Source organism: Bacillus sp. BS3(2021) (genome assembly GCF_021043345.1).
GTDB classification, from domain to species: Bacteria; Bacillota; Bacilli; order Bacillales; family Bacillaceae; genus Bacillus; species Bacillus paralicheniformis.
In genome coordinates, this window is record NZ_JAJNDM010000004.1 from 391,254 (window position 1) to 399,602 (window position 8,349).

Genomic DNA, 8,349 nt, shown 5'->3' on the forward strand with positions numbered 1-8,349 from the left:
AGGAAAGGTTTTCAATGATGAATGAAAAAAACCAATGGGTATTTGGAATTGATGTCGGCGGGACGTTTACAGATTTAGTGGCTGTCAACAAGGGAGGGAAAATGGTTTCGACGAAGACGCCTTCAACCCCTGATCAGTCTGATGGTGTCATGAACGGAATTAAAAAAATGGCTGAAATCATCGGAATAGACGTAAAGGACCTGTTAGCCAATAGTCCATTAGTGGTCCATGGAACAACAGTTGCCACTAACGCTTTGCTGGAATATAACGGAGCAAAGGTGGGGCTTCTCACAACGGAAGGCTTTCGGGACGAAATCGAATTCCGCCGCGCGTACAAAGAAAGCGTGTTTTCTCCGCGCTTGGAAGCACCTTATCAAATTGTCCCAAGAAGATATCGTGTGGGGATTCCTGAACGACTGGATCATACAGGAAATGTCGTAACTGAGCTTGATGAAGAAGCCGTCCGCCGGGCAGTCCGAGGGTTTATCCAAGAGGGGATCGAGGCGATTGCTGTATGCTTTCTGTTCAGCTTCATGAATCCTTCGCACGAAATCCGCGTTAAAGAGATTATTCAAGAGGAAGCTCCCGGCATGTTTGTATCGTTATCGTATGAAGTGCTGCCGCAGATTCGGGAATTTGAACGGGTGAGCACGACCATTGTCAACGCGTTTACCGGCCCTTCCATGCAAAGCTACTTGAACCATCTTGACGAACGGCTTCGCGAAGACGGATTTGCCGGAGAACTGTTTGTCATGCAATCTAACGGCGGGGTCCAAAATGTCATTCAAAGCGGAAAATTTGCCGCAGGAGGCCTTCTCTCAGGTCCAGCCGGAGGAGTGACGGCTGCTTCCTTTATCGGAGAAAAATCGGGCTACGAGAACGTCATTACCGTAGACATGGGCGGAACAAGCTACGATGTCTCGGTTATCGAAAAGTTAAATCCGGCGATAACGACTGAGAACTGGATCAGCAGATACCGGGTTGCCCTGCCGATGATGGATATTCACACGATCGGCTCCGGCGGCGGAAGCATCGCCTGGATTGACAGCGGCGGAGCTTTACAAGTCGGCCCGCGAAGCGCAGGCTCCAATCCGGGGCCGGCCTGCTACGGAAGAGGCGGAGAAGAACCGACAGTTACGGACGTGAATGTTTTCTTAGGCTATATTAACCCAGATAACTTTCTAGGCGGAGAAATGAAGCTTGACCGTTCACTGGCTGAAAAGGCGATCCGCACACAGATTGCCGATCCGCTCGGAATTTCGACAGTAGAAGCCGCTCTTGCAATCTCACAAATCGTCAATAGCGATATGTCAAATGCAGTCCACTTTGTGACGACACAACGGGGTCATGATCCAAGGAATTTCGCCCTAATGGCTGTCGGCGGCGCCGGAGCCATCCATGCAGGCAAGCAGGCGGAAGACCTCGGCATTAAAACCGTTATTGTTCCGTCCCTTGCCCCGGTCTTCTGTGCGCTCGGCGATGTGGCAGCAAACCTTAAAGTAACGGAGCTCAGGACGCGCTTTGAAAGTCTGAAAAACGTTGACCTGCAAGCGATGAATGCCGATTTTGAAAAGATGGAACAGACGGCCCGCGAAAAACTTGGAGGCCAGTCGGTCACCAATCAATATGAAACCCGCCGCTTTATCGATATGCGCTACGCCGGGGAAGTCCATGAAGTAACCGTACCGGTAAAATCGAGGACGCGGAGGATTACAGAATTGAATCTTGAAGCAACGGCGGCAGATTTCCATGACCTTCATGAAAGAATGTTTGCCCATAAAGATCCCGAGCACGACATTGAAATTTTAAATCTCCGCCTTGACCTGGTTGGCGTCAGAGAGCCGTTAAAGCTTAAAGAGGAGCCGTTTGAGCAGGAGGACCCTTTAAAAGCGAAAACAGGTGAGCGCGATATGTATTTTGACATCGAACCGACGAGGACGCCTATTTTCAACGGATCAATGCTTGAGCCGGGCAACTTGATTGTCGGTCCGGCCATCATTGAGCAATGGGGTACGACCATTGTTGTTTATCCGGGACATGAGGCTCTAATCGATTCTTACCGCAACTGTGTCATTGAAGTAAAGCACTCTCAGCAGGCGACTAGAGGTGGAAATGCATGATCCAAGCTCAAATTCTTTATAGCAAGCTGCAATCGATCGGCAGAGAAATCGGGGATAATTTGCAGCGAATCTCCCGTTCCTCTTTGCTTTCGCAAGACCGGGCATTTGCTACAGCGATTTTTACGAATGAGCTGAAAATCGCGGTTCAACATCAATATGAGCCTGAACATTTGTTCGCATTAAAAGAAAGCGTGGAAAATCTGTTCGACTATTTTTCATTTGATATCGCAGATGGAGATGTGTTGCTCGTCGCAGATCCATACAGCGGCGGAACGAAAGGACAGTCGCTCACCATGGCGGCGCCGTTATTTCTTGAAGGGGAGCTCGTACTCTTCCCTGCTGTCCGCGCTCAGATGATCGATTTGGCCGGCGAGTATCCGGGCGGATTCCATCCCGATGCATTTGAAGTATGGCAGGAAAATATCAGAATTACACCTGTTAAGCTTTATAAGCAAGGCGTTCTGCAGACCGATATTCTTCGTTTCTTATTATCAAACAGCCGGGTGCCCGCTTCTTTTAAAGCGGATTTGGAAGCCATGTATACATGTTTGCATGGCGCCAAACAGCAATTGAAAACGTTTCTTGGCAGCTACGGCCAGAAAACAGTGACCGAATCGATCGACAGCATGTTTGAATACAGCCGCAAAAGGGTTGAGCACCATGTCTCTTATCTGCCTGAAACAGAAATGAGCGCTGTCCAGGAGTTTGAAGTTTCCGAAGGAAGCAAGAGTACAATTCATGTGCAAATTTCAAAGAAGGACGATGCGGTTGAAATCGATTTGAGCAGATCATCGGCGCAATCCGTAAAGCCGGTTAATTCGCCTGCCGCTTTAACGAAGGCGTTTGCCGTTTGGCCGTTCCTGGCGAGAATTGCCGATGAAATACCGATCAATGAAGGAACGCTTCAACCTTTTCAAACGAAGACGAGGCTGGGTACGATTTTGGATCCGGAATTTCCTGCAGCGACAGCATTAGCTCCAAGCATTACCGGCCATTTCATCGCTGAAGCGGTATATAAAGCCATTCAAAACGGACAAAGCACGAATGAAGAATTTCCGCCGATTTACGGGACAGGTCCGCAGGCCGTTTTTTATCCGGAGCTTGGCGCTGAAGCTGAAACGAAATCAATCGTTTTGGCGCCCGGGTATCCATCAGCTTCAAAAGGCTTCGGGCCGCCTGCTTTATTTGGTCAACGGATGCTTGTCTCTGCAGAGGAATTGGAGCTTTACCACGGTTTTAAAATGGTTTCCCGGGAGTGGACGGACAATGGGGAGGAAATGAAAGTGTCTCTGCTTAACCAGGAGGACGATATTTATTTCAACCTTCTTCTGCCTTTTAGTGAAAGGGGAGAATACGGGTCTCTGTCAAGAACGGGAGATCGTGACGAAATCTTTTATGAAAGCACGGTAAACCAACATGTGAAAAAAGGCGAGCTCCTCGTCTTTACGTACTCTCAAAAGGAGGAGCAGCTATGATTAATCAGGACTTTATTCTATCACAGGTGGTCGGCGGTTCCCTTGATGCGGTTGCCAGGGAAATGAGCGCCACTGTTACGAGAACGGCCCGTTCACCATTGTTTAACGAAGCACACGATTTTACGACGGGCGTCTTTGACCTTTCTGGCAAAAAATCGCGCCTTGTCGCGCAAGCCCCGGGCTGTACGCTGCACCTTTATGCGGTAGTAGGCGCAGTTGACCATTTATTGGACGCTTTTCGGTACGATCTTCATCCCGGAGATATTCTCCTGGTGAATGATCCGTATCATGGAGGCTCGCACAGCCTTGACTGGACAATCGTCATGCCGGTTTTTTATAATCGCAAGCCGATCCTGCTTCCTGCTGTCCGAAGCCATATGGCCGATAATGGAGGGCCGGTTGCCGGAGGGTACAATCCGCGCTCAAAAGACATTTGGCATGACGGGCTGCGGATTCCGCCATTAAAAATTTATGAGCGGGGAGAAAAGCGCAGGGATGTATTCGATTTAATTGTTGCAAACAACAGGCTTTCCCATTGGCTTGAAGGCGACTTAAACGCGATGATCGGGGCATGCAAGGTCGCTGCCTCCCGAATCCAAACGATGCTGGATAAGTATGGCGCCGAGAAGGTGATTACGGCCATTGACAACCGGATTCAATATACAGAAAACAGGGTTCGCGATGAAATCACCAGCTGGCCGGACGGCACCTATGTCGGTGAAACATTTGCTGACCACGACTTTCAAGGCAACCGCGATATTAAGGTTCGCGCAACGGTGACCGTCAAAGGCAGCGATCTTCACATTGACTTTACCGGCTCCTCTCCGCAAGTAAAGGGCTTCATCAACAGCCCGCTTTCAAATACGACTTCATTTGCTTTTGTCGGTATTTCGACTTGCTGTGATGAGGATATTCCGATCAATGAAGGATATATGAATCCGGTAACAGTAACTGCGCCTGTAGGAACAGTTGTGAACCCGCAGCTGCCGGCACCGTGCGGACACGCAACTGCGTGCGTAGGAGCAGAAATAGCCGAGGCTGTTCTCCAGGCCATTTCCCAATGTGCGCCAAAACGCGTCGGAGTGAACGCCCATAAGCTTCCTCTCGCTTATTCCCACGGAAAGTACGACGACGGGAAGCCGTGGGTGAACCTGAATTTTTACGGCTATACCGGCGGTGCGGGGGCTGCATACGAAACGGACGGATGGGGGCTTTATCCGCCTGTTATGACAGGAGTTATTCTGCCATCTATTGAAATGACTGAAGTTCAATACCCGAGCCGTGTATTAAAGCATGAATATACGAGCGATTTTACGGGAGCAGGCCGATGGAGAGGCACCCCCGGGTTGGATGTTCAGATCCAGCACTTAAAGGAAAGCCGCACAAGCGTCATGATGGCAGGGGTCCGAAATACAACAAAAGGCTTCTGCGGAGCTGGCCATGCACCAAGCAACAAGGTGATCGTCGGGTATGGAACAGACGAAGCCAAAGAGATCGAGGAAACGGCTTTTGAAGTCAAAATGCCTGCGGCCGGCATCATCCAATTTTACCGTGCAGGCGGCGGAGGCTGGGGAAATCCGCTGGAACGTGAACCCGAAAAGGTGCTGGACGACGTCTTCAACGAGTTTGTCAGCATTGAATCAGCATTGCAAGATTACGGTGTCGTGATTGACCCTGAGACACTTACCATTAATGAAATGGAAACAAATCGTGTGCGGGCTTCCCGCCTTTCATAAATAAAAAAGCTGATCTGAAAGGAATGAAGACACCTTTTCGGATCAGCTTTTTAAATACTCATATGGTAAAAAGAGGACAATCGCTTTCAGGAGAGAATGTAAACATAACCGGTTTGATCTTTTAAGCCGGCGGGTACATAACAGATTAGCAAGTAAAGGAGGACAAATCATATGAAAAACAAAAAAGCGTTTTGGGGACCTTTTCTGTTCGGTGTGGGTATCATCGCCATGATCGATGGCATTGTTTTTCACCAATTGCTTCAATGGCACAGCGTGTACATGGACACAGACCGCTCTCACCAAATTATGAGCGACGGACTGTTCCATCTGTTTTCGCTCGTCATTCTTTTTATCGGCGGGATCCTGTTGTGGAACAGAGGTGACTTGAGCAGCAGCCGGCCGCAACACATCTTTTGGGGAGCCTCTTTGCTGGGAGCGGGCTGGTTTAATTTCCTCGAGGGCATCATCAATCATCATCTTCTTCAGATTCACCACGTCAACCCACTAAGCCCGAACCGCCTCTTATTCGACCTTGCCTATGACGCATCAGGCCTTTTGATCATTCTGGCCGGATGGCTGATCTACAGAAAAGGCAAACAGAAATGAAAAATTGGTTTGACTCGCACAATTATTTCTCGGGAAAGCGCAGGTTTCAACAAGACCTGCCCTGTTTTTGTCAAAATTTGAAGAAATAAAAAACTCCATTTTAAAAGTTGATATGATCAGTGACCGCCGCTTGAAGAATTCGTTTTATGTAACAAGTTTTTAAAGCGCGGCAAAGTGCAACTGTTCACTTCAAGCAAAAAGGGGGTTCACATATTCAATGGAAAAAGGTGTTTATATCGTTTGACTGCCATCTTTTAATAGGAGGTTTACATATAAAATGTTAAGTGTGCTGCTGCCTAATTTGCTTATCCTTTCTGCTATCATTTTATTTTTATATTACATGATCGTATTGGTAAAGGAAAACAAGATAAATCGCAAACAAAACGAGGAAACTCAACAGTTGCTTAGGGAGATATTAAAGGAAGTGAAAAGCAAAGATTTAGAGCGGAAATAAAAGATATTATATTTCTGGAGTGATTTAGTTGTGCCTCAGAGGAAACATTTGAGCATAAGACTGTACCTTTTGTTCAAGTGAAAGTGGGGTTTAGATTTGCAAGGAGGCTGTTTCATGCAGCTATTGGTTTGCTGCTGTGTACCCCTAAACTTTTAAATAAAATAACCTTAATTAATCCGAATTCACATAATACGGTAATTGGAAATCCTTAAAAGACAAACTTGTGATGATTACGACATCCTGAACAATTTGCTTCCTCTTCAAATAGATGCTCATAAGAAAGATTCATGTTGTTGGAGAAATAAATAATCTGTAAATGCGAGGGGATGCACTTGACAAGTTTTGTTCAGAATACCGTGCATGGTTTAAAGAGCTTATTAGATCAAAATGGAGTCATTAGGATTCTTGGCTCTGAAGGTGAAATTACAGATGCTCTTGTCACATTCTCTGGCAGCGGAGCCTCTCAAAGCGATATACGAGCTTTCGAAACACATCACCAATTATCTCTTCCTGATGATTATAAAAAATTTTTAACTCTACATAATGGAGCTAGAATTTTTGATAGTCTTTTAGATGGAGTGAATATTGGCGGAGGTCTGCATTTATTTAACCTCAAGGAAATTGATACAGAACTGAAAGATGAGGAATTTTATGCGGATGTTAACGGTATTCCAATTGGACATTTGTTGGAAGAGTGTGATCTAATGATTGACAAAGACAAGCTTAAAGATAAAGATCCCAACTATCTTTATTTACTTGAGGATGGTCTGGAGTATAAGCCTCTTAATTTGAATTTTGAAATATTTTTAGACCGATATGTTATGTGTCATGGGCAGCCATTTTGGGAGTGGAGATATTACACAGCTGAGAATTATTATAGAACATGACGACCGGATTTTTGGTCGTCTTTTTTGAATAGTTTTTTTTTCTAATTCTAAGGAATCATTTTCATGGATGATCAGGATTTATTCCCCAATTCACTTCTATAAAGTGGTAAACTCTAAAATGATTGTAACTTTAGTATTAGAGGAGAGTGCCATGAAGACTTTGGATGTTCAGGCGCTACACAAAGCCATTGATCAAACCCTGGAACAATTAAAACATCAATCAGACGAATTCGACAAAGTCCAAAAAAGCGTTGAGGAAATCGCATCACTAGATGATGCTTTAAAAGGAAAAGGCGGCGACGCGATCCGTGCCTTTTACAAAGAGTGCCACACCCCTTTTCTACAGTTCTATGATACTTTCATAGAGGAATACAGTTCCACGCTGAAGAAAATGAAAACCGCATTGAATTCGCTGGAACCAAACCATAACGGGTTTATTTCGCAAACCTTTCTTGAGCACGAGCTAGAACAAGGATTGAATGCGGCCAATCGAACAACCAAACACCTGGTGTCTAAATCGAACGCCACGATCGCGAAGGTCAGTCATATTGTCGATTTGCCTGGTTTGAATGACAGCGATTTTCATGAACAGAATCAGAAATCCTTAAAGGAAATCAATCAGACAATTGAAAAGCTGCATACGTTCGACAGGGAACAGACAAGCGCTCTTAAAACCGCTGAAAACGACCTGGAAACGATGCAGAGATACATAAGCAGGCTTGAAAAAATGTACACAGGGCCTAAAATTGAAATTACCGGCTATCAAAAAGGCTCGATTTTAAAACCGGATGAGATGGATGCTTTACGTGGTGGACAAGACACAGCGATGGGCGTCATGTTGGATAAGCTGGATAAGAGATCAAAGCTTGAAAAAGAAGCTAGCGAGGTTAGCAAACAGGATAATAAAATTGCTAAACTAAAGAAGAAGCTTGATGATTACAATTTTTCAACGGCTTCAGAGTTTTATGAGATGGCCACAGAAATTGGCTACGAGAACCTTTCCCCTTGGCAACAGCGATATTTCAATCAAATTGAAGGCGCTCGTGATTTTGGCAACGCAATTAAAGGAAG

6 protein-coding genes are annotated in these 8,349 nt (G+C 46.0%); all 6 read left to right on the top strand.

Features of this window, described 5'->3' with window-relative positions; genetic code table 11:
• The first annotated feature begins 14 nt into the window (after positions 1-14).
• Complete coding sequence (locus LQ247_RS12020) at positions 15-2,120, top strand: hydantoinase/oxoprolinase family protein (protein ID WP_026579694.1); 2,106 nt, start codon at positions 15-17, stop codon at positions 2,118-2,120.
• Positions 2,117-3,595 carry a hydantoinase B/oxoprolinase family protein gene (locus tag LQ247_RS12025; RefSeq protein ID WP_023857640.1) on the top strand — a complete coding sequence of 493 codons (1,479 nt, stop codon included), beginning with the start codon at positions 2,117-2,119 and terminating at the stop codon, positions 3,593-3,595. Before LQ247_RS12020 ends, LQ247_RS12025 begins: the two co-directional genes overlap by 4 nt.
• Positions 3,592-5,331, top strand: coding sequence for a hydantoinase B/oxoprolinase family protein (locus tag LQ247_RS12030; protein WP_128822444.1), 1,740 nt, complete (start codon positions 3,592-3,594; stop codon positions 5,329-5,331). Before LQ247_RS12025 ends, LQ247_RS12030 begins: the two co-directional genes overlap by 4 nt.
• Before the next feature lie 171 nt (positions 5,332-5,502).
• Complete coding sequence (locus LQ247_RS12035; RefSeq protein ID WP_020451523.1) at positions 5,503-5,937, top strand: DUF2243 domain-containing protein; 435 nt, start codon at positions 5,503-5,505, stop codon at positions 5,935-5,937.
• Between the two features lie 780 nt (positions 5,938-6,717).
• Positions 6,718-7,278 (top strand): SMI1/KNR4 family protein, encoded by a 561-nt coding sequence (locus LQ247_RS12040; protein ID WP_231006099.1) that lies wholly within the window; start codon positions 6,718-6,720, stop codon positions 7,276-7,278.
• A 151-nt stretch (positions 7,279-7,429) separates the two neighbouring features.
• Positions 7,430-8,349: ribonuclease YeeF family protein (locus LQ247_RS12045; protein ID WP_231006105.1), on the top strand; the 920-nt coding region annotated here is incomplete at its 3' end.